This window comes from Pandoraea anhela (genome assembly GCF_902459655.1).
Taxonomy (GTDB): domain Bacteria; phylum Pseudomonadota; class Gammaproteobacteria; order Burkholderiales; family Burkholderiaceae; genus Pandoraea; species Pandoraea anhela.
In genome coordinates, this window is sequence record NZ_CABPSB010000004.1 from 262,407 (window position 1) to 286,630 (window position 24,224).

Genomic DNA, 24,224 nt, shown 5'->3' on the forward strand with positions numbered 1-24,224 from the left:
CCATTCCCCACGCGCCCCCGCCATGAACGACGCCAAACGCCGTGCCCTGTTCGAGACGCTGCAACAGCTCAATCCGACGCCGACGACCGAATTGGAATACACGTCGCCATTTGAATTGTTGATCGCTGTATTGCTCTCCGCGCAGGCAACCGATGTCTCCGTCAACAAAGCCACACGCAAGCTCTACGCTGTGGCCAATACGCCGGCGAAGATGCTCGCGCTCGGCGAAGCCGGCGTGTCCGACTTCATCAAGACGATCGGCTTGTACCGCACCAAGGCCAAGAACGTCATCGCCACTTGTCAGTTGTTGCTCGATGTACATGGCGGCGAAGTCCCGCGCTCGCGCGAGGCATTGGAGTCGTTGCCGGGCGTCGGCCGGAAGACCGCGAACGTCGTACTCAATACGGCATTTGGCGAGGACACGATTGCCGTCGATACGCATATCTTCCGCGTGGCGAACCGTACCGGCCTGGCGCCTGGCAAAGACCCGCTGGCAGTTGAACTGGCGCTGGAGCGCGTCACGCCACGCGAATTCAAACACGACGCGCATCACTGGCTCATCCTGCATGGCCGTTACGTGTGTAAAGCACGCAAACCGGAATGCTGGCATTGCGCCATCGAACCGCTGTGCGATTTCCGTCCCAAGACGCCGGCGCCCAAAGCCTGATCATTGCCGGCGCCACGACACGGGACACGACGCGCCGACGCACGCCCCCGCGAACGACAACGGGCGGCCCGATAGCGGAACCGCCCGTTTTGTCTTGCAAGCGTCGAAAGACGCGTTTGCCGCGCAGCTTACGCAGCAAACGTGTCAGACGATACGTGCCGCTTCGTCGAACGACAGACGCGGATTGCGGGGGAACAACTTGCTATGGTCGCCGTAGCCAAGATTACAGATGAAGTTCACACGCCATTCGGTGCCAGCAAAGAACGCATCGTTGACCTTCTGTGCGTCGAAACCGGCCATCGGGCCGCAGTCGAGGCCCAGTGCGCGGGCCGCCAGGATGAAGTACCCGCCCTGCAAGGAGCTGTTCATATGCGCCGCACCGGCGGCCTTCGTGGCATCGGCCGAGAACATCGGCACCATCGTGGCGGCGCCGTTCGGGAACAGCCGGGGCAAGTGCTCGTAGAACTTCAGATCTAACGCAATGATGGCCGTCACCGGCGCCGTACGCGTCTTGTCCACATTCCCCGGCGCCATGCATTCGAGCAGCTTCGCCTTCGCTTCCGGGCTCTTCACGAACACGATGCGCGCAGGGGTGGTGTTAGCAGACGTCGGCCCCCATTTCACGAGATCGTAGAGTTCGCGCAGCGTTTCGTCACTGACCGGTTTGTCAAGCCACACATTGTGCGTGCGGGCGTCGGTGAACAGTTGGGCGATAGCTTCTTTAGTAATGCTGCTCATGATGGTTAACCTCTGGTGTTGAAGAGCCAACGATAGGCTCGCGATAGGCGATTGTACCGTCGTCGCATGACGAGCACAGGCGGGACTGAAATCCCTGGAGGGTCAGGGATCAGGCCCTTGATGCGCTCTCGGCGTCCGCGCACGCTCCTCTGGCCGAGAGCCAGACCACGCCCGCGAGGATCAGCGCGCCGCCGCCCCATTGCACCGCAGTGAGCGTTTCACCGAGCAGCATGGCCGCAAGCAGCACGGTGACGACGGGCTCCAGCGTCGAGAGCATCGACGCACGTCCTGCGCCAAGACGTTGCAAGCCGGCGAAGAACGTGAGAATGGCGACAACCGTCGAGCACACGGCAATGGCGGCAAGTGCCCCCCATCCCGCTACCCCGGCAGGCCAGTGCAGTGCCAACCCCTGCGATGCGCGAATCGCGGCCATGACACCGAAGGACACCGTCGCTGCCACGCAAACGAGCGTCGCCGTCGCCCGTGCGTCCACACCGCGCGTCACTCGTGCGCCGATGACGATGTACCCCGAGTAGATCAGTGCCGCCGCCACGGCCAACGCCACGCCCAGCGGCTGGCCTTGTCCGCCACCTACGGTAAACGCCGTTCCCAGCGAACAGAGCATCAACGCGCCCAGTTTCACTGGCGTGAGCCGCTCGTGAAGGAATATCGCGGCCAGAATCGTCACAAAAACCGGGTACAGATACAGGAGCAACGCAACGAGCGATGCCTGCGCATACTGGAGCGCGCCGAAAAAGCAAAGCGATTGCCCGACATAGCCGATTCCTCCCATCATCGCGATATACAGCGACTGACGGCGTGACGGGAAGCGAACACGCTGCAAGCGGCACCAGATCATCAGCAGCACGGCCGCCACGAAGAAGCGGAACAGCAGCATCGCGACGATATCCGCCCCGGCCGCCGTAGCGCCTCGCGCGAAGATCGCCATGGCGCCGAAGGCCGATGCCGATACCGCAATCAACGCAACGCCTCCCCATGCAGATGGTGCAGGCGTGGGCGGCAAGGCCGGAACGTCACGAGCGGCCGGAGCGATAGGGTTGCGGGGGCTTTGCGGCATGATTGAGCGAATTGAGCGACAATACGGCGTGTTTTTCTTGCGTTATTGGTGTGATCCGGTCACTTCCGGACCGCCGGGCATGTTGCGGCCGCACGGTACAGCACAGGCTGATGCGCCATTGTAGTCATGGCAAAGCGCGCTGCAAGATGCCCCAAAAGAACCCCACGGAGTCCCCATGTTCAATCCGAGCCGAGACGAAGTCCGGCAATTCTTCTGCACCACCTGGCAAAAACAGCGTAGCGGCGGCATTCTCACGCCGCTCGAAACGATTGCCGCCGACTGGATCCACGAACACCCCGAGTATCACGATGCCCTCGCCGATACGGAAGAGGCCAGCGCTCGCGATTACTCACCCGAGGCCGGACAGACCAACCCCTTCCTGCACCTGTCGATGCACCTCGCGATCAGCGAACAAGTCTCGATCGATCAGCCCCCGGGTATCCGTGCCGCCTATGAAAAGCTGACGAATCGTCTCGATTCGCCGCACGAAGCACAGCACCGCATTATGGAGTGCCTCGGGCAGACGCTTTGGGAAGCGCAGCGTAGCGGCCAGCCCCCTGACTCGGACGCATATTTGCAACGTATCGAACAGCAGGCGTCGCGCTGAGCGCCTGCCTCAAAGGGCAACGGCCGTTGCGGCACTACGCAATCAGCGCTGGTCGCGGCGTCGAACGCGCGCTCTCCGAACGAAAACAAACGACGGTTGCCGTGTTGGCAACCGTCGTTTTTTCATGCGCTCCCCCGGAGTAACGGCGAACGCTTACTTCCTGGTGACCAGATCGCCCGGCAGGGATTCGATGTAAGCCGAGATGTCCAACAACTCCTGCGACGTGAACGGGCGCGGCTTGCCGTCCTTACCGATCGTCGCGGGATTGGACATGACCTGCGTCTTCATGATCGCGTTACTGCGGCCGTACACGAGGCTGGTTTCGTTCTGATAAGCACGTAACGCGTTATACACGTAGTCAGCGTACTGACCGGCCAGCTTCGGGTATTCGGGGGCAATGGGCGCGTTCAAATTGGCGCCGTGGCAACTGGCGCACATTCCCTTGTCGACCAGCGCTTTGCCTTTAACGACGTCACCTGCGGCCATGGCCGAACCGCCAAGCGAGGCGAGCACCGCACCGAGCGTGAGCGACACCGCAGCAGCGGTCTTTGCCATCGAATGCTTCATCTTGTTCTCCTCAGCCACGCACGATTTACTTTTGGGGATTGACCGGCGACGACGCGGTCTGCGCAGCATAGTACGCAGCAATGTCGACGATATCCTGATCGGTCAGCGTGTACGCAATGGCATGCATGGTCGAGAACTTGCGCTCGCCCTTCTTGTATTCGTTCAGTGCGTTCTCGATGTACTTGGCATTCTGGCCGCCGATGCGAGGGGCCCGATAAACCGCGGGGAAAGCGGTGCGATATTCGGCAATGCCATGGCAGCCGATGCACATGGCGACCTTGCTCTTCGCGGCGTCGAGATCGGGCGCGAGCTCGGCCGCATGCACCGCCGGCATCAGCGACGTGCTGCCAAGCACCAGCGCCATCATCGTGAGGAACTTTTTCATGGTCTTCTTGGGAACGTTTTTGGTTGGAATACCGGCCCGCAACACGCAGGTCGACGTCCCGGCTCCAAGGCTGCCGACCTGTGAAAAAAGCAATCGATTGTAACCCACACCCTCCCGGGCGCAAACTCGGTGCTGACCCGCACAGTTCTCCGAAGTTTCCCCACAAGCCCTTGATATCAATGCACATTTTCAACGCCCGAGCGAGCCTTATGCGCAATGTCTTATACTGAACTTTTTCCCTGCCCGGCTGGCTGGCCGGCTGTTTGCGGACGGCTCAGACAATGCGCTTCGAAGGCTCTTCCCAGTACGTCGCCACCGACGACCTCAAGCTCGCCGTGAACGCGGCATCCACGCTGCAACGACCGCTGCTCATCAAGGGCGAACCCGGCACCGGCAAGACCATGCTCGCCGAAGAAGTCGCCGCGGCACTCGACATGCCTTTGCTGCAATGGCACGTAAAGTCCACCACCAAGGCGCAGCAAGGCCTCTACGAATACGACGCGGTCTCGCGCCTGCGCGATTCGCAGTTGGGTGACGAGCGCGTGCGCGACATCGCCAACTACATCGTCAAAGGCGTGCTCTGGCAGGCCTTCGAAGCCGACCAACCGGTCGTGTTGCTCATCGACGAAATCGACAAGGCCGACATCGAGTTCCCGAACGATTTGCTGCGCGAACTCGATCGCATGGAGTTCTACGTATACGAGACGCGCGAGCTGATCAAAGCCCGGCATCGTCCGCTCGTCATCATCACATCGAACAACGAGAAGGAATTGCCGGACGCTTTCCTGCGCCGCTGTTTCTTCCACTACATCAAGTTCCCGGACCCGGCGACGATGCAGTCGATCATCGACGTTCATTTTCCGAACATCCGCCGTGAGCTGGTCAGCGCCGCCATGTCGACGTTCTTCGAAGTGCGCGAAATTCCAGGCTTGAAGAAAAAGCCGTCGACGTCAGAGCTCATCGACTGGCTCAAGTTGCTGATGGCCGAGGAGATCGGCCCGGAAGCCCTGCGTAGCGCCGACAACAAGCTGGCGATCCCGCCGCTGGCGGGCGCACTGCTCAAGAACGAGCAGGACATGCACCTGTTCGAGCGCCTCGTTTTCATGAACCGCGCCAACCGGTAAGCGCGCCAATGTCATGCTGATCGACTTTTTCTACACCCTGCGCGCGGCGAAACTGCCGGTCTCGGTCAAGGAATATCTGACGCTGCTCGAAGCGCTGCAGCGTCAGGTCATCGCGCCCTCACTGGACGACTTCTACTATCTTGCGCGCCTCTCGCTCATCAAGGACGAGAAGCATTACGACAAGTTCGATCAGGCATTCGGCGCCTATGTCAAAGGCGTGCAACAAGTGGTGGATGCATCGGGTGAGGTGCCGCTCGACTGGCTCAGGAAACGTATGCAACGCGAGTTGTCGCCCGAGGACAAAGCACGCATTCAGGCACTCGGCGGGCTGGACAAGCTCATGGAGCGACTGAAGCAACTGTTCGAGGAGCAGAAGGGTCGCCATGAAGGCGGCAATAAGTGGATCGGCACGGGCGGCACGTCGCCGTTCGGTAACGGAGGGTTCAATCCGGAAGGCATTCGTATCGGCGGCGAGAGCAACGGCAATCGCACCGCAGTCAAAGTATGGGACCAGCGTACATACCGTGACTACGACGATACCGTAGAGCTTGGTACCCGCAACATCAAGGTGGCGCTGCGGCGTCTACGCAAGTTTGCGCGAGAAGGCGCCGCCGAGGAACTCGATCTCGACGACACCATTCGTTCGACGGCGGCCAACGCGGGCTGGCTCGATCTGAAGCTCGTGCCCGAGCGCCACAACAACGTGAAAGTCCTGATGCTGCTCGATGTCGGCGGATCGATGGACGACCACATTGCGCGTACGGAAGAGCTTTTTTCGGCGGCGAAGTCCGAATTCAAGCATCTCGAGTTCTACTACTTCCACAACTGCGTCTACGACTATCTTTGGCGGCAGAACCGACGCCGTCACAATGAACGCTTCGAGACGTGGGACGTGTTGCGCAAGTACCCATCCGACTACAAGCTCATCTTCGTCGGCGACGCGACGATGAGTCCGTACGAAGTGCTGCAACCGGGCGGCTCGGTCGAATACAACAACAAGGAAGCCGGGGCCGTCTGGCTGCGACGTTTCATCGATCGCTTCCCGCATCATGCGTGGCTCAATCCGGAACCGGAAGCGATTTGGCAGTATCGTCAGTCGATTTCGGTGATCCGCCAATTGTTCGCCAATCGCATGTATCCGATTACGTTGGCGGGACTGGAGTCGGCGATGCGGGTGCTCAGCAAGTAACCACGCACCTTCGCATTTCGGCGGCGTTCCCGCCGAAAGCGTGCCGGAACTGCCACCGCCTCTCGCGCGCTACGTGATTTACGGATACGCCGCAAGACACAATAACAATGCAACAAGACAGAGACACCACGCCATCATGACGTCCCGCTCTTCGCCCGTTCCGCCCGTGCCGCCCCTGCCGCCGCTGAGACCATTGGCGGACACCTCACCGTCGGCCATCGTGGCAGGTTTCGTCGCGATGATGACCGGCTACACCAGTTCCCTCATCCTCATGTTTCAGGCCGGACAGGCCGCACATCTCACGCCCGGCCAGATTTCCTCGTGGATCTGGGCACTGTCCATCGGCATGGGTGTGACGACGATCGGCCTGTCGCTGCGTTACCGCACACCGGTGGTCGTGGCATGGTCGACCCCGGGGGCGGCACTCCTGATTACCTCGCTCCCCGGCGTGCCCTACGGCGAGGCGATCGGCGCTTTCATCGTCTGCAATGCCCTCATCGCCATTTGCGGCCTGACGGGTGGCTTCGAGACGATCATGCGGCGTGTGCCGCCCGCGTTGGCGTCCGCGCTGCTCGCGGGCATTCTGTTCCGGATCGGGCTGGAGATTTTCGTCGCAGCGCAACATCAGACGGCCCTCGTGCTCTCGATGTTCTTTACCTACCTCGTTGTCAAACGCTTCGCCTCGCGCTACGCAATCTTGTTGGCGCTGATCGTGGGAACCGCTGTCGCCGGCGGACTCGGGTTGCTCGATTTCAGCCACTTCAACATCTCACTCGCGAAACCGGTTTGGACGACGCCGGCGTTCTCGCTATCGGCAACGATCAGCATTGCAATCCCGTTGTTCGTCGTGGCAATGGCCTCGCAAAACGTACCGGGACTGGCCGTGCTTCGGGCCGATGGCTACACCGTTCCCGCATCGCCGCTGATTTCGACAACGGGGATCGCATCGGTGCTGCTCGCGCCGTTCGGCTCGCACGGCATCCATCTGGCCGCCATTACCGCCGCCATCTGCACCGGGCGGGAAGCCCATGAAGACCCCGCCAAACGCTATACGGCAGCGGCGTGGTCCGGCGTCTTCTACCTGGTAGCGGGTACGTTCGGTGCGACCATTGCCGCCCTGTTTGCCGCATTTCCCAAGGCGCTGGTCGTCTCCATCGCGGCCCTCGCGCTGTTCGGCTCGATCATGAACGGGTTGGCCAATGCCATGCATGACGCGACGCAGCGTGAAGCGGCACTCATCACGTTTATGGTGACGGCATCCGGCCTGACGCTGCTGTCCATCGGCTCGGCCTTCTGGGGACTGATCGCCGGCGTGCTGACGCTGACGATTCTGCAATGGCGCCGCGCCTGAGTCTGTCGCGCCGAGGTGATACCATTCGGCCCGCAACGTTTTTCAACTCACTTTTGACGTAATCGCAGGAGCAGCAGAACCATGGCAGTGATCGAACCGACCCCGGTCTTCAAGGACAACCTGGCGCTGATGGCCGGCATCGGCAGCATCGAAGGCATCGCCCGCATAGACCTGCGCAACGGCAGTGGCGCCGTGGTGGGCACCATCGAGAACGCGCCGGGTAAGCAAGGCTCGCTCGCCGTGTACCACTATCTGAAGCAGGCATTCGGCACACTCGACGCCCAAGCGGCCGAGCACGCGCTGGCCGTCTTCGCGGAGCATACGGCCGACGCCCGCAATCGCCCGGGCGCCCATCCGAACGTCGATCGCCTGCTCGCTATCGTTGCGGGCGGCGAGTCGCTGACGATCGACGAGGTCGCGGCCTGAGGCCGCAGCGGACACGTTGGGTGCAGTGAATGCACTGGATAAGCTGGGTACGTTAGCTACCGCCTCCAGCGCGCAATAAAAAGCCAGCCGTCCGGCTGGCTTTTTTGCATCTTCCGCAAGCGACGGCCCGCGGCTACGCATCACGCGTCAGACCGTAAGTACCGGCCCGCCATCGCCGTTGGCTTCGCGCAGTTGCTTGACCCAACGCTTGGCGGGCAGGCCCGTGGAAGCTTCCACGACCTTGGCGCGCGCTTCCACGTCTTTCCATTGCACCGACAGCAGCGGGCCGTTGAAGGCCAGTACGATCACGTTGCCGTCGTGCACTTCCGGGAACTCGATCACACGGTTGTCGAACGCCTGACGCAGGCGACGGATGTTTTTCGGATAGCTGTCGTGATCGCCGAAGAGGTTCATCGTCAGCATGCCCGGCTCGCGCAGCGTTGCGCGACAGGCTTTGTAGAACGCCGGGGTGTCATGCACCGGGCCGCGCGCAGTGGCGTCGTAGAGATCGACTTGCAGCACGTCGACGGTGCCGTGATTTGCGGTGTCCGTAACGAAGTCCCAGGCATCGGCTTCAACGACCTTAAGACGACGCGAATCGCTCGGCAGGTCGAACATCGTACGGGCGGCCACGACCACGGCCGGGTTCAGCTCGACAGCCGTAACTTGAGTACGCGCAAACTGTTTAGCCGAAAACTTCGTGATCGCCCCCGTGCCGAGGCCGAGTTGCACCACGTGCTTCGGTGCGCGCATGAACAGCAGCCACGCCATCATTTGCTGCGCGTACTCGAGTTCGATCCGGTCGGGCTTGGACAAACGCATCGCCCCTTGCACCCACTCCGTGCCGAAATGCAGGTAACGCACGCCACCGATTTCGGAGAACGTCACCGGCGCGAAACGCGGCTTGTAAGTCGGACGCGGGGAACGGGCGGCACGATCGTCTGCGACGAACGCTTCGGCTTCGATGGATTTGCGTTTGATGAGGGTCATGTGTCCTTCAGTAAAGCTCGGGAAATTCCGATGGGTCCGCATTGTACCGGGTTCGGCGCGTATGCCTTCGGGAGCGGTACGTTCGCGACGCATACGTACCTTAGTGACGACCACGACTCAGCAAGAGCTCACCGATCCGGAATCGTCAAGCCATTCGCGCAATGCGAGCCACGCGTCGCGCTTCGTCGCCAACGGAATCGTATAAGCGGGACTGCTTGAGGGAAGCAGCACGACCGGCAATGTCACGCCGCCCTGCGCGAGCGCGCGCTGTCCGATGCGCGCGGCAGTCCCACCGTTGAACGCGACCGCGCGAAGCGACGGCAAGGTCTCGATCAGCCCGACGAGATCGCTGCCTGCGTGCAGGCGGATATTGCTGTCGAGGCTGCCTTCGCGGCGCGCTTGCGCCACCACGTCCCAAAGCCCCACGCCGCGTGCCCGCAGCACATTGAGCCGCACCTCATACGCAAGCGACGGAAGCGGCTCGCCGATCACCTCACCGACGAGATACCAGAAGCGGTTTTGCGGATGAGCGTAGTACTGCTGCTGCGCCAGCGACACTTCGCCCGGCAGACTACCGAGGATCAGGAGGCGCGTGTGCGTATCCACGACAGGTGGGAAGTTGCGCTTCAGCGCGGGAACGGCAGGCGTCGGCATAGCGCTCAGTCCCGTTCCGTCACGCCGTGGGCCGCCTGCAAACGCCGCCAGAAACGCGGCAAAAACGCCTCGGTGACGAGCAGTGGCGCACCATGCCGCAAAAACACCGAGCGACGTGCCCACAGCCGTGCGCGCGGATGGGTGCCGATCAAAGGATCACGCGCATCGTGCCGCGCCCGCGCATGCAGCAGATGGCGGGGGCCTAGCGGACGGGATACCAGCACGGAGCGCGAGACCGTGGGGTCGTGATATAGCAGGTCGGCGAGCGGACGTGTCCGCAAGCGACGCATCGCCTGCCAGATCGAGCGACTATACGTAAGCGGCGTAACACTGTGCGCCACGACCACAGGTTCGTCGTCGACCAGCAAGATGACGTCGCGCGCCCACATCGGGGTACGCAGCGGCACACCGATGGCGCGGCATTGATCCGCATCGGCAGGCATCACCCGCTCGGCCACGACACGCACGCTCACGCGCCCCAGCGTGGACAGATGGCGTGTGAGCGCCCCGCCCCGGGTCAGCCAGTCCTTGTGACGACGCGTAAGCGCCGGTGCCGGGACAGCCTGCCAACGCCGCCCGCTTACTTCGAATGGGAAAGTCATGGCTCGGCATTATAAAGGCGCAACCGGGTGACGCGCCGTGCACCGTGTCGGCATCAGATGCACGCCCCAAGCTCCGCAATGCACGGCTACCGACCAATCTGCACAACGCAAAAAGGCCCCCGCGACATTTCGTCACGGGAGCCTTTCGATGTCAGGCTGCCAAAAATCAGCGGGCTGCCAGCAACAGCGCGTTGGTGCGCTTCACAAACGCGGCCGGATCCTCAAGACTGCCGCCTTCGGCCAGCAACGCCTGATCGAACAGCAATTGCGTCCAGTCCGCCAGATCGGCGCTCTGCGCGCTAAGACGCTTGATCAGCGCATGCTCCGGATTGATCTCGAGAATCGGACGGAACTCCGGCATCTTCTGCCCGGCGGCCTTCATCAGACGCTGAAGCGTGCCGCTCATGTCGTTTTCGTCCGACACCAGACACGACGGAGAATCGGTCAGACGGAACGTCACGCGCACGTCCTTGGCCTTGTCCGCGAGCACTTCCTTCATCTTCTCGACAAGCGGCTTGAGGTCGTCGTTGGTTTTCGCCTGCGCTTCCTTCTCGCCGGCATCCTCCAACGCGCCGAGATCCAGATCGCCGCGCGCCACGCTCACGAGCGCCTTGCCGTCGAAATCGTGGACGTAGGACAACATCCACTCGTCGACACGGTCGGTCAGCAGCAGCACCTCTACGCCCTTCTTACGGAATACCTCGAGGTGCGGGCTGTGACTTGCGGCCACCCAGTTCTCGGCGGTGACGTAGTAGATCTTGTCCTGACCTTCCTTCATGCGGCCCACGTAGTCCGCCAGCGACACGTTCTGCTCGGCCGAATCGTTGTGCGTGCTCGCAAAACGCAGCAGCTTGGCGATGCGCTCGCGGTTGGCCTGATCTTCGCCCGTGCCTTCCTTGAGCACTTGACCGAAAGCGCCCCAGAATTGGGTGTACTTCTCCTGCTGGTTCTCCGCCAGGTCTTCGAGCAGCCCCAGCACGCGCTTTGCGCAACCCTCGCGAATTGCCTTCACATCCCGGCTTTCCTGAAGAATTTCGCGCGAGACGTTCAGCGGCAGATCGGCGGAATCGACGACCCCACGCACGAAGCGCAGATAGTTCGGGAGCAGCTGCTCGGCGTCGTCCATGATAAACACGCGCTTCACGTATAGCTTGAGGCCACCTTGCGAATTACGGTCCCAAAGATCGTAGGGCGCATGGCCCGGCACATACAGCAGTTGCGTATATTCGCTACGTCCCTCTACGCGGTTATGCGTCCACGCGAGCGGCGGCTGCATGTCATGGGCGATGTGCTGGTAGAACTGCGTGTACTGCTCGTCCGTAATCTCGCTCTTGCTGCGAGTCCACAGCGCGCTGGCCTGGTTGACGGTTTCGTCCGTATCGGCGGGCACCATCGCCTGCTTCTCTTCGTTCCACGATTCGCCGCGCATCACGATGGGCAGTGAAATGTGATCGGAGTACTTGCGGATGATCGACTGCAGTCGCCACGCCGACAGCAATTCGTCCTCGCCTTCACGCAGGTGCAGCGTGATCGCCGTGCCGCGCTGTGCACGTTCGATGGTTTCGACGGAGAAATCGCCTTCGCCGGACGACGACCAACGCACGCCCTCAGCGGCGGGCAGACCCGCGCGGCGCGATTCGACCGTCATGCGGTCCGCGACGATGAAACCGGAGTAGAAGCCCACGCCGAATTGACCGATCAGGGCGGCGTCTTTCTGCTGATCGCCGGACAGGCGCGAGAAAAACTCTTTGGTACCGGACTTGGCGATCGTGCCGAGATGCGCAATGGCTTCGTCGCGGCTCATGCCGATGCCATTGTCCTCGATCATGATGGTGCGGGCGTCTTTGTCGAACGAGACGCGAATCTTGAGTTCCGGATCCTGCTCGTACAGCGCGCCGTCGTTGATCGCTTCGAAGCGCAGCTTGTCGGCGGCGTCCGAGGCGTTGGAGATCAGTTCGCGCAGGAAGATTTCCTTATTGCTGTACAACGAATGAATCATCAGTTGCAGAAGCTGTTTGACTTCTGCCTGAAAGCTCATGGTTTCTTGCGCCATGGTCGGGAACCCTCGTGAATCGGTGAGATGGATGAAATATCGACGCGAATCGCGCCAACCGCGCCGCCGGGCGCACTTGCGCGCGCGCTGCCGCAACGGCGGTACAGGTCGGAACATAGGGACTGGCCGCCGCATTTCAAGGCCGGCGAAAGGGTTATTTTGCCCAGAACAACAGGAAGCGGCCGTGAAACACAGCAAGACCCGGCAAAAGCCCAAGGCGGCACCGGAGCGCCCTTAAGCCCATACCTTAAGCCCCTTATACGCAACTGACGGGTTTGTCGCCCCACGCCCTCGGAAAGCCCGAGCGCGCCGCCTCCCCTACCAACCGATGGGCTGGGCAGCACGGCAGGCGTCACGCCGCGAGTTCGAGCTGTCGCGACAGGAAGGACAGCATCGACGGATCGCTGGAGCACGCGACATTCATGCGCATCCATGTGCTCGGCGCCTGACGTGGCGAGAACAGCGCTCCCGGCGCGAACAGAAATCCCGCTTCGTGACCGGCCGCGGCAATGGCACTGGTATCGATCCCCGTATCGACCCAGAAAAACATGCCGGCGGTCGGCTCGCCAAACATCCGCAGCCCCAGTCGCTCCAGGTGACGTCGCGTGCCGTCGCGAACCTCGTCCAGCCGCGAACGCAACCGTTCGACGTGACGTCGATAGTGCCCTTCGGTCAACGCTTTGTAGACGATGCGCTCATTGATCTCCGGTGTGGTCGAGCCGGAGAGCATCTTGTGATCGACAAACGTCTTCGCCAACTCCGGTGAACACGCCACGAACGCCACCCGCAGATTGGCCGCAAGCGTCTTGGAGAAGCTGCCCATATAAATCACGCGCTTGAGCTGATCGAGGCTCGCCAGACGCGCCACTTGTTGGTGCGGCGGGCAAAGATCGCAGTAAATATCGTCTTCCAGCACCATGAAGTCGTACTGCTCGGCCAGCCGCAGAATCTGGAACGCACGCGCCGGCGTGAGCGACGTGCCGGTCGGGTTCTGCAGAATCGAATTGAGAATGAGCAGCTTGGGACGATGCTGCTGCACCAGACGCTCCAGCGCCTGCATGTCGAGCCCGTCGGGCGCGTACGGCACGCCGATCGTATGCGCCCCCTGTGACGCAATCCGGCCAAACATCACGAACCACGCGGGGTCGCCCACCAGCACCGTATCTCCCGCGCCGACGTATAGACGCAGCAGGAAGTCCACAGCTTGCGTAATGCCAGACGTCAGCACGATCTGCTCCGGACGTGCGCCTATCTCAAGCTCGGCGAGTTGCGTCTGCAGTTGCACGCGTAGCGGCAGGAAGCCCTGCGGATTGCCGCTCTGGAGCAGGTGTGCGCTCGACTGGCGGCTCATGGAACGCATGGCGGACGTCATCATGTCCGCGTCGAGCCAGCCCGGCGGCAGATACCCCATGCCCGGACCGCGCTCTGGCGCCACCTGGTGCAACATGCTGCGCACGAGCCACGCGACGTCCAGCGGGCCCGGCGTCATTATCGGTGCAGCCGCATTCTGCGGCGGCAATGCCGGACGCTCGCGCACATAGAAACCCGAACCGCGCCGCGCCTCGAGATACCCCTGGGCGACCAGCCTTTCATACGCTTCGACGACAGAAAAACGCGATACGCGCTTGTCTTCGGCCAACGAGCGGATCGACGGCATCCGCATTCCCGGCAAGAAAACGCGCTCTTCGATACGCAGTCGCGCCCAATGCACCAGTTGATCGACGAGCGTCATGCGCGCCGTGTCGAGCGCGGCGTTGTCCGCCAGAATGAACGGAGAAATGCGGTTCGTTGTCGTCATCGTCGTCTACCTTGTCGGCGTGCTGCGCAAGCGGCGTCTTGCCCATGGACCACATCGGTCGTGCCGATGCGGCCAATGTCGAGGTTCACGGGTCGGCGTTCCTCGTCGGGTTGATAGGGCCACTTCGGCCAAAGTGTCAGCCGATGCGACTCATGGGTCGCCACTCTACGCCAACCAAATTCCCTGTCAATTCCGAACTGTACCGAAAACTTGCTCGGCATCTGTATCGGTACTGTACCGGAATTAACCGATAAAGTGTCTACTCAACTGGAGACCGCCATGCGTGAAATCCGACTCTTCGAACTGGACCCGGGACAGACCGTTTTCTGGCAGAGCCCGGCTGTCGAATCGCCTCAGTCGCTGCAAGTGCTGCAAGGCGTACTGTGGCTGACGGTGGAAGGCGAACCGGCCGACCATTGGCTGCGTGCCGGCGAGAGCTTCGAGATTCGAGGGGGTCAGCGAGTGTGGCTGGGCACCTGGCAGGACGGCGCACGCATGCGCGTAAGCCAGCCCGCGACGACGCTGTCACCGTCAGGGCGTGGCAGCGCCGTACGCAGCGGATGGCGTCTGGCGTGGCGCGAAATTGCCGCCCGCGTACCCCATCTGACGAATCGGGCGGTGACGCCGCTCTCTCGCGGGTGAACCGGGGCGCGGGAGATATCGCGAACATCGCGGATGTCGCGGATGTCGCGGATAGGCGAGTCAAGCCTGAAAGCGCGACCTCGCCCCGACAGGCCGACAGGCACGCGAAATCGACATGGCTCGTCCGGCACACCTTCCTTTGCGCATGGAATGCGCAAACGTCACGTAGCAGACGTGTCACAGGTAAGCTATCGCTTTTGCGGCCCGCTTCGGCCGCCGGACTTAGCCAGAACCGAATATGACCGCACTGAATGCCTCCGGGGCCTTGAAACTGGATCACCTCGTCGTCGTCGCACAAACGCTGGAAGCGGGTGAAGCGCATGTCATCGAGCAACTGGGCCTCACCGACGTTGTGCCGCAACGCGGCGGCAAGCATGCCCGGATGGGAACGCACAACAGTTTGCTGGGCCTGTGGGGAGGCACCTATCTGGAGATCATCGCGATTGATCCGGAGGCACCGGCGCCGGACCGTCCGCGCTGGTTCGGGCTCGACGACGAGACGGTGCAGGCGCGCCTTGCCAGAGGGCCGTACCTTGCGCATTGGGTGGCGCGCGTGGACCGTCCGCGTTCGTTACCCCGATGGCAGGCGCAGTATCCTCAGCGGTTGGCGCCGGTCGTGGCGATGCAGCGCGGTGCGCTGACGTGGCAGATCGGCGTACCTGACGATGGCGGCCTTCCCTCATGGCAAGGTGCGGGACAGGGACTGTTACCTACGCTGATCCAGTGGGATACCCCGCAGCATCCGGCGGATTCTCTACCGTCCGCAGATTGCGCAGTCACCTCATTGCGTGGCTTCCATCCGCAGGCAGCGTTGATCACAGAACAATTGCAGTGGCTGGGCGCCGATACGCTCATCCACGTGGAAGCAACGTTGGTCGAGCCTTCGCTCGCCGCAGAAATCGAAACCCCTCAGGGTCCCCGCACCTTGCGGTAGACCTGAAGGATCCAAACGCCCGGCCACAGCGCATGGCGGGCGGATCATCACCAGAACTACGAGGCGACACCATGAATTCGCGTGAATCCCGGGGCATGCTGATCGGATTGATCGGCGTGCTTATCTTCAGTCTGACGTTGCCGATGACGCGCATCGTCGTAGCGGAAGTCAACCCGCTGCTCAACGGGCTGGGGCGCGCGCTGGTAGCCGCTGTTTTCGCCGGCGCGCTGCTCTGGTGGCGCAAGGAACCGTTGCCGACGGGGTCCCAACTCAAGAGCCTCGCCGTGACCTCGCTTGGCGTGATCATCGCCTTCCCCGTGTTTTCGGCCTGGGCGATGAAGACGATCCCGGCGTCGCATGGCGCCGTCGTCAACGGTTTGCAACCGTTCTTCGTCGCGATCTACGCATACTGGCTCGGTGGCGAGCGTCCATCGCGCGGTTTCTGGGTGTTTGCACTGCTCGGCAGTGCGCTGGTCATCGCTTTCGCGCTGCGCGCCGGAGGCGGCAGCCTGCACGCAGCGGACGGCCTGATGCTGCTCGCCGTCGTCATCGGCGCACTCGGCTACGCAGAAGGCGGCAAGCTCGCCCGGGAGATGGGCGGCTGGCAGGTCATCTGTTGGGCACTCGTCGTGTCGGCGCCGGTACTGCTGCTGCCGGTGGGATGGCTGGCATGGCAGCAACCCTGGCCTGTGAGTGGCAGCGCCTGGGGCGCCTTCGCGTACGTAACGCTCTTCTCGCAGTTCATCGGCTTCTTCGCCTGGTATGCCGGTCTCGCCATGGGCGGCATCGCGCGTGTCGGCCAAGTACAATTGCTTCAGATTTTTTTCACGATTGCGTTGTCCGCCCTCTTTTTCGGCGAACAGGTCGACGCCGTCACGTGGCTGTTTGCCGCTGGCGTCGTGACGACCATCGCACTCGGCAAGCATATGAAGATCGGCGCTTCGCGACTCACGGGCAAACCGGTCTGACGACACATGACGGCGCATGCGATCCCTGCGCCGTGACGTGTCAGCCCCCTGGCGTTGCGTCTGCCTCCAAGCGCTCGGCACCCGCAACGCCCGATACTCGCGGCTCCATCAGAAAGGCCGCCCACTCCAAGCGAGACCATCATGCACGATTGGCAATATTCGCAACGCGCCCGCAATCTGACCAGTTCGGCCATTCGCGAAATTCTCAAGGTCACGGAGCGCCCCGACGTCATCTCGTTCGCCGGCGGCCTGCCTTCTCCGGCCACTTTCCCCGTCGCACAAATGCGTGCGGCCGCAGAGCGCGTTCTCACCGAATCGCCGCAAGCTGCGCTGCAATACAGCGCAACCGAAGGGTACGCCCCGCTGCGCGAATGGATCGCGAAACGCTACTCGCGCGACGGCCTGACGCTCGCTCCCGAAAACATCTTGATCACCACGGGCTCGCAGCAAGGGCTCGACCTCATCGGCAAGATTTTCATCGATGAAGGCAGCCGCGTGCTCGTCGAGGCGCCGAGCTATCTGGGCGCTCTGCAATCGTTCTCGCTGTTCGCGCCGAACTATGTGCCCGTGCCAACCGACGATCAAGGCCTGCTTCCCGAGGCACTTACGCCGGCATTGGTCAAGGACGCCCGCTTCCTTTACGCCATGCCGAACTTCCAGAATCCGACGGGGCGCCGCCTCGCGATGGCGCGTCGTGAAGCGCTGGCGGCCGTAGCGAAGCGCGACGGTCTGGCGATCATCGAAGACGACCCGTACGGCGAACTCGATTACGAGGGGCAGCGACTGCCGAGCCTCATGTCGCTCGCTCCGGAGCACGTGCTCTACATGGGGTCGTTCTCCAAGGTGCTCGCCCCAGGGTTGCGACTGGGCTTCATCATCGGTCCGACGGCAGTGATTGCCAAACTCGTGCAGGCCAAGCAAGCTGCCGATCTGCATACGCCCAGCCTCACACAACGTATCGCTTACGAAGTCGTGAAAGACGGTTTTCTCGACACGCATATCCCGTCGATTCGTACGCTGTATGCAGCACAGGCAAAGGCGATGCTCGCGTCGCTCAAGCAGCACATGCCGGCCGATGCCACGTGGACCACGCCTGCGGGCGGTATGTTCATCTGGTTGACATTGCCCGCCGGCATCGACACCATGCAGCTACTGGAAAAAGCAATTGCGCAGAATGTGGCGTTCGTGCCCGGCGCGCCGTTCTACGTCGGCACGCCGCAGTCGAACACGCTGCGGTTGTCGTTCGTCACGGTACCGCCGGAGAAGATCGAAGTCGGCGTGGCCCGTCTGGGTGCGCTGATTGCGCAGGCGCTGACACGACGCGCCGCCTGATCGTCCGATCGCCCCATCGCGCGCCGTCTGGCCCAAGTCCGACTCGGACGATGGTCAGACGAACCGTCGGTGATCTCCATCAATTGCCAGACCAGCCCCCACCGGTCACCCCACCCGATCGATCGGCCCGATTTCAACGCAACTGCAAGGAAGCCGTAAATGTCCGTCTACGACAAACTGAAGCAACTCGGCATCGAACTGCCGACCTCCGCCACCCCCGCCGCAGCCTACGTGATGGCGGCCCAGACCGGCAACACCGTGTTCCTCTCCGGCCACCTGCCGAAGAAGGACGGCAAGGTCTGGACCGGCAAGCTCGGTCAGGACGTGAGCGTCGAAGACGGTAAGGCGGCCGCACGCGCCGTGGCCATCGAACTGATCGCCACGCTGCATGCGCACACCGGCGACCTGAACAAGGTCAAACGCATCGTGAAACTGATGAGCCTCGTGAACTCGACGCAAACATTCACCGACCATCATCTGGTGACCAACGGCGCGTCGGAACTGTTCGGTGAAGTGTTCGGCGACGCCGGCAAGCACGCCCGCTCGGCGTTCGGTGTTGCGCAGATCCCGCTGGGTGCGTGCGTCGAGATCGAACTGATCGCAGAACTCGCGTAAGCGCGCCGGCACCGCCGCAAGCGCTCGCCAGAGGCGACTTAGTAGTATGCGTAGCATGGGGAATGGCGCGGACATCGTCCGCCCTGACCACATTGGTCACCCTGGCCACCGTATTCGCCACGGCCGCCAGCGCCCGTGAATACGACAACAGCCACCCTCGGGTGGCTGTTGCGTTATGAACGCGTGCGTCCTAGCTGCAGGTACGTCTCGCTCAGGCCGGTTTCCCCGATCCGTAAGCGCGTCGCATGGCAATCGCAACGGCCAGCGAAATCACCACAGCGAACGATAGCAACGCGACCACGCCATGCCAGCCATGCGACTTGAGCACGACGCCCGAGAAGCTGCCAAGCAGGCTGGAGCCAAGGTAGTAGAAGAACAGATACAGTGCCGACGCGATGGCCCGCCCTTCCGTGGCACGGCGTCCCACCCAACTGCTGGCGACGGTGTGAGCGCCGAAGAAACCGAACGTAAAGATCGCCAGCCCGATCACGACACCCGGCACCTGCGTCGACAGCATCGTCACGAGTCCGACCATCGCCAACGCCACGAGCACCCAGAGCAGTCGCGGACGTCCGACACGGTCCGACAACGGCCCGGCGATGAACGAACCAGCCACGCCAATCAGGTACATCGCGAAAATGGCGCCGATAGCGGCGTGCGGCAGGTGGAACGGCGGCGCCGACAAGTGGAATCCGAGATAGTTGTAGACGCTCACGAAGCTCCCCATCATCAAGCCCGCGAACAGATACAAGCCCAACAACGCCGGGTCGCCTAGGTGGCGACGCGCATGGCCCAGCGCTTCGCGCACGCTCATGTGACGCGGCGTGAAACGGCGCGAATGCGGCAGACTGCGGGCGAACTCCAATCCCATCGCCAGACAGATAAACCCTATTAACGCGACAGACACACGCCACGAGAACATGTCGGCAACGAATGCGGCCATCACCCGGCCGGCCATACCGCCCAGAATGTTGCCGCCGATATAAAGCCCCATGGACATGCCCAGCGCGCGCTGGTCGATTTCTTCGCTCAGGTAAGCCATGGCGATCGCCGGCAATCCCGACAACGCGAGGCCCTTGAGCGCCGCCAGAATCACCAGGGTTTCGAAATTGGTGGAGAACGCACTGGCCAGGGTGAGCACCGACGAACTGAGCAGCGCCAGGGTCATCATGCGCTTGCGGCTCACACGATCTGCGGCCACACAGGTCACGAGCAGGCCGAGGGCCATCATCATCGTGGCGGCGGACACCGACCAGCTCGCCTGCGCAGGACTGATGCCGAACGTGGTCGTCAGCAACGGCAGCAGCGACTGCATGCAGTAAAGCTGTGCGAACGTCGAAAAACCGCCGAAAAAGAGCGCCCGGCTGATGACGGCATATTCACGTGTGCCGCGTGCCACGCCGGCCGGTAGCTTGGGCGCAGACGCCTCGGCGGCAGACACGCCACCGGAACCGAGAGGTAAGGAGTTTGTTGATGCCATGACGATGGCTCGCCTCGCGCGAACCAAGGGTGAAATGTATACAACGCATCATAAGTTTGCCGTTACCTTGCGTCCAATATATATTTAGACCACATTTCTATACATAAAACAGATCAATCAGGGGGTCGACGCATGGAACTTCGTCATCTGCGCTACTTCGTGACTGTCGCAGAAGAACTGCACTTCAGCCGCGCGGCGCAGAAGCTCAACATCGGCCAACCGCCCCTGTCGATGCAGATCCGTGCGCTGGAAGACGAGTTGGGCGTGGCGCTTTTCGAACGCTCGCAACGACGCGTCTTTCTCACCACCGCAGGGCGGGCCTTCCTCGTACGCGCGCGCCAGATCCTTGCCGACGCCGACGCGGCGCGTCTCGAAGTCCAGCAGATCGCCGGGCTCGACGCCGGGGAGCTACGCATCGCCTTCACGACGTCGGCGCCGATGACGAATCTGATGAAGCGCGTCCTCACCGGCTATCGCCAGCGATATCCGCGCGTGACGCTTACGCTGAGCGAATCGCCATCGGAGAATCAGCGCGAGGCTTTGATGGGCCGCACACTGGACATCGGCCTGCTGCGTCAGGCGGAAGATGCGCCCCCCATGGCAGGACTCAGTTTCGAGACGTTGATCGACGAAGCGCTGGTCGTCGTGCTGCATCAGGGGCATCGGCTTGCACGGCACGCCAGTCTGTCGATCGCCGACCTGGCGGACGAAGCGTTCATCATGCATCCCCACGGGGTGGGCACGGCCATCGACGGCCAGATTCGGAGGATGTGCGAGCGCGCGGGGTTCACGCCGCGCGTCGTTCAGGAAGCGCGCGAGTCGACGACGATCGTCGCACTCGCGGCGAGTGGATTGGGCGTTGCGGTACTGCCGGCCGCCGTACGATGCATTCAGATCGAAGGGGCGCACTTCATGGAATTCAGCGAACCCGACGCGCATGCCCCGTTGCTACTGGCCAGACGTCGCGACGACAATAGCCCGCTCGTTCAGGCCTTCGTCGCGATGTGTCATGAAGTGGCGGGCCATCTCCGTGAGGAACGCGGGTCTGCCACCTGATGTCGTGGATGTCGTGGATGAAGTGAACTTCGGCCGGTCGGCATACGATCGGCCCGCCCGCCTCAGCCTCGCAGCGACGCCGCCAATCCGATCACGACGATCCCCAGCACGAGATTCAGAATCACGAGCCGGCGAATGCCGTTGACGGCAGCCGCACCGTCGGGCCACGACTGCGCCTGTACCGCACGCTGCAAGCGCGGGAACAAGGCAAAGCGGATATGCCCGAACACGAGCATCATCAGCACACCGATGCCCGCCATGGCATGCACCGGCCAACGGGCATGCAAACCGCCCATCCCCATCATCATGTGCCCGCCGGAGAGCAAAATCAGCACGATAGCGACGCCGACCCACGTGAAAAAGCGCGTGAACGCCGCTTCCCACAACGGCAGGCGTTGCTGCGGCGAAAGCTCGGACGACGCCGGTCGCAGACACACCAGCGCGAAGAACATTCCACCGATCCAGACGGCGACACTGACCAGATGCAGGAACAGGCTGAAGGCGTAGACACTCATGCGTGACCCTCTCAGGATGCCGTCGGCGCGGCCGGCAATACCGGCTCGAGCGAACGCGGTTTGAACGTCGCGAACTTCACTGCCGGCGAACGGCCCTTGCGGGCACGCTTGCCGATGTTGGGGGCCAGCGACGCGCCCGAGAGCGTCTCGGATTGCACCTTGCCGCCCCGCACCTCACCGTACACCGTGACACCGGCTTCGCTGATCGGCACCACCGACACCAGTGTCTGCTTGCCTTCCAAGCCAATCAGCGTGACACCACGCCCGCCACCGGTCAGCGCCTTCATCTCATCCATGCCGAACACGAGCAGACGCCCGTCGCTCGACAGACAGGCCACCGCATTGGCGCCCTGCCAGATCGGTGTCGGGGCCAACGGCTCGGCACCATCGTCGATCGTCATGAACGACTTGCCCGCCTTCACGCGACTGACCATGTCGCCCAGTTTGGTCGTAAAGCCGAAGCCCGCCGTCGTTGCCAGCAGCAGCGGCTGTTCGCCGGATGCAGCGTAGTAATGCAGCAAACGCGAGCCCGACTCCAGTTCGATCAGCGAGGTCAGTGGCACGCCATCGCCGCGTCCGCCCGGCAGCAGCGCCACGGCGACCGAATAAACACGGCCGTTACTACCCCACGCGATCAGCGGATCCACAGTCCGGCACTCGAAGGCGCCATACAACGCGTCGCCCTGTTTGAACGAGAAACCCTGCGCGTCCAGTCCATGGCCTTTGAGCGCACGTACCCAGCCCTTGGCCGACACGACGACCGTCACCGGCTCATCGATGACACGCGCCTCTGCCACCGCGCGCTTCTCTTCCTGGATCAACGTGCGACGCTCGTCACCGAACTGCTTCGCGTCGGCCTCGATCTCCTTGATGATCAGACGCTTCATCGCACTGTCGTTGGCCAGCAGATCTTCGAGCTTGGCCTTCTCATCGCGCAACGATGCCAGTTCCTGCTCGATCTTGATCGCTTCCAGACGCGCCAACTGACGCAGACGAATTTCCAGAATGTCTTCCGCCTGACGTTCGCTCAACCGGAACGTGTCCATCAGCGCGGCTTTCGGCTCATCGGATTCGCGAATGATGCGAATGACCTCGTCGATATTCAGGAAGACGATCATCCGGCCTTCAAGAATATGAATGCGGTCGTCGACCTTGCCCAGACGGTGGCGCGTACGACGCGTGACCGTCTCGAAGCGGAAGCCGATCCATTCCGTGATGATCTCGCGCAACGACTTCTGGCCCGGACGGCCGTCGGCGCCCACCATCACGAGGTTGACCGATGCACTCGATTCGAGACTCGTATGCGCGAGCAGCATCGTGATGAATTCCTGCTGATCGATACGGCTGGACTTCGGCTCGAACACCAGACGCACCGGGGCGTCCTTGCCCGATTCGTCACGCACGGCGTCGAGCATCGCGAGCATCGATTGCTTCAGGTTCTGTTGCTCGGGCGTCAGCGATTTCTTGCCGAGCTTGACCTTCGGATTCGTCAGTTCCTCGATCTCTTCGAGCACCTTCTGGCCCGACGTATTCGGCGGCAGTTCGAACACCACCACCTGCCACTGACCACGCGCCATTTCCTCGATCTTCCAGCGCGCACGGACTTTTAGACTGCCACGGCCGCTCTCGTAAGCGCTGCGAATCTCTGCCGCGCTCGAGATCAGTTGACCGCCCCCCGGGAAATCCGGGCCCTGCACGTGGGTCATCAACTCGCCATCGTCGAGCTTCGGGTTGCGGATCAGCGCGACCGCAGCCGACGCCACTTCACGCAAGTTGTGCGAGGGGATTTCCGTCGCCAGACCCACCGCAATCCCGGAGGCGCCGTTGAGCAATACGAACGGCAGACGTGCCGGCAACAAACGCGGCTCCTGCGTCGAACCGTCGTAGTTCGGCACGAAGTCGACCGTGCCCGCATCGATTTCATCGAGCAGCAGCTTCGCAATCGGCGTAAGGCGCGCTTCCGTATATCGCATGGCCGCCGCGCCGTCGCCGTCGCGCGAACCGAAGTTGCCCTGACCGTCGATGAGCGGATAGCGCATCGAGAAGTCCTGCGCGAGACGCACCAACGCGTCATAAGCCGACTGGTCGCCGTGCGGGTGGAATTTACCGAGCACGTCGCCGACCACGCGCGCCGACTTCACCGGCTTGGCGTCGGACGCGAGGCCCATTTCGTTCATCGCGAACAGAATACGGCGCTGCACCGGCTTCTGGCCGTCGCAGACGTCCGGCAGGGCGCGGCCCTTGACCACACTGATCGCGTAGTCCAAATAAGCGCGCTCGGCATACGCGCCAAGCGTTAGCGTGTCGTCATCCGACGGTTGCGTAAAGAGATCTTCTACTTGTTCCATAAAACCTGTGGGTTTGCTGCGAACGTTTGACGAGAGTTCGGGTGGACGTTGACCGCGAGATCATACCAAGCTCGCCGGTACATTTCGGTAAAAACGCGTCTGAAT

Annotated in this window: 24 protein-coding genes; 12 read left to right on the forward strand and 12 right to left on the reverse strand. The window is 62.3% G+C overall.

Going from position 1 to position 24,224, the window contains the following annotated elements:
- Nucleotides 1-22 precede the first annotated feature (22 nt).
- Nucleotides 23-667: an endonuclease III gene (nth, locus tag PAN31108_RS08505; RefSeq protein ID WP_069341704.1), complete on the forward strand. Its 645-nt coding sequence runs from the start codon at nucleotides 23-25 to the stop codon at nucleotides 665-667.
- A 144-nt stretch (nucleotides 668-811) separates the two neighbouring features.
- Here nth and PAN31108_RS08510 read toward each other — a convergent pair whose 3' ends face one another.
- Both PAN31108_RS08510 and PAN31108_RS08515 read right to left on the reverse strand, forming a co-directional pair.
- Nucleotides 812-1,405 carry a malonic semialdehyde reductase gene (locus PAN31108_RS08510; RefSeq protein ID WP_150668430.1) on the reverse strand — a complete coding sequence of 198 codons (594 nt, stop codon included), beginning with the start codon at nucleotides 1,403-1,405 and terminating at the stop codon, nucleotides 812-814.
- A gap of 109 nt (nucleotides 1,406-1,514) precedes the next feature.
- A complete protein-coding gene (locus PAN31108_RS08515) occupies nucleotides 1,515-2,387 on the reverse strand; it encodes a DMT family transporter (RefSeq protein WP_370819594.1) in 873 nt (290 codons plus the stop codon).
- Between the two features lie 271 nt (nucleotides 2,388-2,658).
- On the opposite strand from PAN31108_RS08515, the gene PAN31108_RS08520 reads away from it, so the two are divergent.
- Nucleotides 2,659-3,090 (forward strand): DUF1841 family protein, encoded by a 432-nt coding sequence (locus PAN31108_RS08520; protein WP_150668432.1) that lies wholly within the window; start codon nucleotides 2,659-2,661, stop codon nucleotides 3,088-3,090.
- Nucleotides 3,091-3,243: 153 nt separating this feature from the next.
- Here the strand turns inward: PAN31108_RS08520 and PAN31108_RS08525 are convergent, their stop codons facing one another.
- Nucleotides 3,244-3,657 carry a c-type cytochrome gene (locus PAN31108_RS08525; protein ID WP_370819595.1) on the reverse strand — a complete coding sequence of 138 codons (414 nt, stop codon included), beginning with the start codon at nucleotides 3,655-3,657 and terminating at the stop codon, nucleotides 3,244-3,246.
- 25 nt (nucleotides 3,658-3,682) lie between these two features.
- Nucleotides 3,683-3,991, reverse strand: a complete 309-nt coding sequence (locus PAN31108_RS08530) for a c-type cytochrome (RefSeq protein WP_370819601.1) — start codon at nucleotides 3,989-3,991, stop codon at nucleotides 3,683-3,685.
- Between the two features lie 332 nt (nucleotides 3,992-4,323).
- Here PAN31108_RS08530 and PAN31108_RS08535 point away from each other — a divergent pair, with 332 nt between their 5' ends.
- From PAN31108_RS08535 to PAN31108_RS08550, 4 genes are all read left to right on the forward strand, one after another.
- Nucleotides 4,324-5,166 (forward strand): AAA family ATPase, encoded by an 843-nt coding sequence (locus tag PAN31108_RS08535; RefSeq protein ID WP_150668434.1) that lies wholly within the window; start codon nucleotides 4,324-4,326, stop codon nucleotides 5,164-5,166.
- Between the two features lie 13 nt (nucleotides 5,167-5,179).
- Nucleotides 5,180-6,355, forward strand: a complete 1,176-nt coding sequence (locus PAN31108_RS08540; protein ID WP_150668435.1) for a vWA domain-containing protein — start codon at nucleotides 5,180-5,182, stop codon at nucleotides 6,353-6,355.
- Between the two features lie 136 nt (nucleotides 6,356-6,491).
- Complete coding sequence (locus PAN31108_RS08545; RefSeq protein ID WP_150668436.1) at nucleotides 6,492-7,706, forward strand: benzoate/H(+) symporter BenE family transporter; 1,215 nt, start codon at nucleotides 6,492-6,494, stop codon at nucleotides 7,704-7,706.
- Nucleotides 7,707-7,793: 87 nt separating this feature from the next.
- The gene (locus tag PAN31108_RS08550) at nucleotides 7,794-8,132 is read left to right on the forward strand and encodes a DUF2322 family protein (RefSeq protein WP_150668516.1); all 339 of its coding nucleotides are present in this window, start codon (nucleotides 7,794-7,796) and stop codon (nucleotides 8,130-8,132) included.
- A 147-nt stretch (nucleotides 8,133-8,279) separates the two neighbouring features.
- Here PAN31108_RS08550 and PAN31108_RS08555 read toward each other — a convergent pair whose 3' ends face one another.
- From PAN31108_RS08555 to PAN31108_RS08575, 5 genes are all read right to left on the reverse strand, one after another.
- Nucleotides 8,280-9,122, reverse strand: coding sequence for a spermine/spermidine synthase domain-containing protein (locus tag PAN31108_RS08555; protein ID WP_150668437.1), 843 nt, complete (start codon nucleotides 9,120-9,122; stop codon nucleotides 8,280-8,282).
- Between the two features lie 117 nt (nucleotides 9,123-9,239).
- Entirely contained in the window at nucleotides 9,240-9,776 is a 537-nt protein-coding gene (locus PAN31108_RS08560) for a DNA-deoxyinosine glycosylase (RefSeq protein WP_150668438.1), read from the reverse strand.
- Between the two features lie 5 nt (nucleotides 9,777-9,781).
- Nucleotides 9,782-10,378, reverse strand: coding sequence for a chorismate--pyruvate lyase family protein (locus PAN31108_RS08565; RefSeq protein ID WP_150668439.1), 597 nt, complete (start codon nucleotides 10,376-10,378; stop codon nucleotides 9,782-9,784).
- A 166-nt stretch (nucleotides 10,379-10,544) separates the two neighbouring features.
- Nucleotides 10,545-12,431, reverse strand: coding sequence for a molecular chaperone HtpG (gene htpG / locus PAN31108_RS08570; RefSeq protein ID WP_150668440.1), 1,887 nt, complete (start codon nucleotides 12,429-12,431; stop codon nucleotides 10,545-10,547).
- Nucleotides 12,432-12,783: 352 nt separating this feature from the next.
- Entirely contained in the window at nucleotides 12,784-14,229 is a 1,446-nt protein-coding gene (locus PAN31108_RS08575; RefSeq protein WP_150668441.1) for an aminotransferase-like domain-containing protein, read from the reverse strand.
- A gap of 279 nt (nucleotides 14,230-14,508) precedes the next feature.
- On the opposite strand from PAN31108_RS08575, the gene PAN31108_RS08580 reads away from it, so the two are divergent.
- The 5 genes from PAN31108_RS08580 (at nucleotide 14,509) to PAN31108_RS08600 (ending at nucleotide 18,720) form a co-directional block, all read left to right on the forward strand.
- Nucleotides 14,509-14,871, forward strand: a complete 363-nt coding sequence (locus tag PAN31108_RS08580) for a DUF2917 domain-containing protein (protein WP_150668442.1) — start codon at nucleotides 14,509-14,511, stop codon at nucleotides 14,869-14,871.
- Nucleotides 14,872-15,109: 238 nt separating this feature from the next.
- Nucleotides 15,110-15,805: a VOC family protein gene (locus tag PAN31108_RS08585; RefSeq protein ID WP_150668443.1), complete on the forward strand. Its 696-nt coding sequence runs from the start codon at nucleotides 15,110-15,112 to the stop codon at nucleotides 15,803-15,805.
- Nucleotides 15,806-15,876: 71 nt separating this feature from the next.
- Entirely contained in the window at nucleotides 15,877-16,773 is an 897-nt protein-coding gene (locus tag PAN31108_RS08590) for a DMT family transporter (protein ID WP_150668444.1), read from the forward strand.
- 141 nt (nucleotides 16,774-16,914) lie between these two features.
- The gene (locus PAN31108_RS08595; protein ID WP_150668445.1) at nucleotides 16,915-18,105 is read left to right on the forward strand and encodes an aminotransferase-like domain-containing protein; all 1,191 of its coding nucleotides are present in this window, start codon (nucleotides 16,915-16,917) and stop codon (nucleotides 18,103-18,105) included.
- 159 nt (nucleotides 18,106-18,264) lie between these two features.
- On the forward strand, nucleotides 18,265-18,720 hold the full coding sequence (locus PAN31108_RS08600) for a RidA family protein (RefSeq protein ID WP_150668446.1): 456 nt from the start codon (nucleotides 18,265-18,267) through the stop codon (nucleotides 18,718-18,720).
- A 211-nt stretch (nucleotides 18,721-18,931) separates the two neighbouring features.
- On the opposite strand, the gene PAN31108_RS08605 is transcribed toward PAN31108_RS08600, so the two are convergent.
- On the reverse strand, nucleotides 18,932-20,200 hold the full coding sequence (locus PAN31108_RS08605) for an MFS transporter (protein ID WP_150668447.1): 1,269 nt from the start codon (nucleotides 20,198-20,200) through the stop codon (nucleotides 18,932-18,934).
- A gap of 132 nt (nucleotides 20,201-20,332) precedes the next feature.
- Between PAN31108_RS08605 and PAN31108_RS08610 the strand changes: the two genes are divergently transcribed.
- The gene (locus PAN31108_RS08610) at nucleotides 20,333-21,256 is read left to right on the forward strand and encodes a LysR substrate-binding domain-containing protein (RefSeq protein WP_150668448.1); all 924 of its coding nucleotides are present in this window, start codon (nucleotides 20,333-20,335) and stop codon (nucleotides 21,254-21,256) included.
- A gap of 62 nt (nucleotides 21,257-21,318) precedes the next feature.
- Here the strand turns inward: PAN31108_RS08610 and PAN31108_RS08615 are convergent, their stop codons facing one another.
- Nucleotides 21,319-21,771 (reverse strand): CopD family protein, encoded by a 453-nt coding sequence (locus tag PAN31108_RS08615; protein WP_069341724.1) that lies wholly within the window; start codon nucleotides 21,769-21,771, stop codon nucleotides 21,319-21,321.
- Between the two features lie 11 nt (nucleotides 21,772-21,782).
- A complete protein-coding gene (parC, locus tag PAN31108_RS08620; protein ID WP_150668449.1) occupies nucleotides 21,783-24,119 on the reverse strand; it encodes a DNA topoisomerase IV subunit A in 2,337 nt (778 codons plus the stop codon).
- Between the last annotated feature and the right edge of the window lie 105 nt (nucleotides 24,120-24,224).